Here is a 529-nt window from a genome sequence, read left to right on the forward strand (position 1 = left end):
ATTTAAACTGATGACAGAAAACTATAAAGAATCAGGACAACTACTCAGTAAAGTAGACAATGCAACACTGGAAAAAGGCACAGATGTCATGATTGAATACTATTTTTATCTCTTTAACGGCATGTATCACTTTTATGAAAAAGATTTCATCGAAGCAATCAACTTTTACAGAATCGCAGAGAGGAAGCTTAATAAAGTGCCCGACGAAATAGAAAGGGCAGAATTTCACTATCAAACTGCGAGTGCATATTACGAAATCCGCCAGAATTTTTTCTCACTAAATCACGCTGAAAAAGCGATTCAAAGCTTTGAAGCACACAAAAACTACACAAACCGAGTCATAAAATGCACAATGCTTTTCGCAATGAACAAAGTTGACCTTCAGCAATGGAAAGAAGCAATTTCCCTATACGAACATGCCATACATATCGCTTCTCAAACTGATGACGGTCATTCCGAAGGCTTAGGTCATTTTAATTTAGGCATATGCTATGAGAGACAGGAACTTCTTGAAGAAGCCAAAGAAAGC

The 529-nt window shown here is 37.1% G+C and carries 1 pseudogene; it reads left to right on the forward strand.

The features are described 5' to 3' along the window. Positions 1-529 (forward strand): annotated as a pseudogene (locus tag P0Y67_RS22765) (hypothetical protein); the annotation flags it as partial.

The organism is Photobacterium sp. SP02 (genome assembly GCF_038519165.1).
Taxonomy (GTDB): domain Bacteria; phylum Pseudomonadota; class Gammaproteobacteria; order Enterobacterales; family Vibrionaceae; genus Photobacterium; species Photobacterium halotolerans.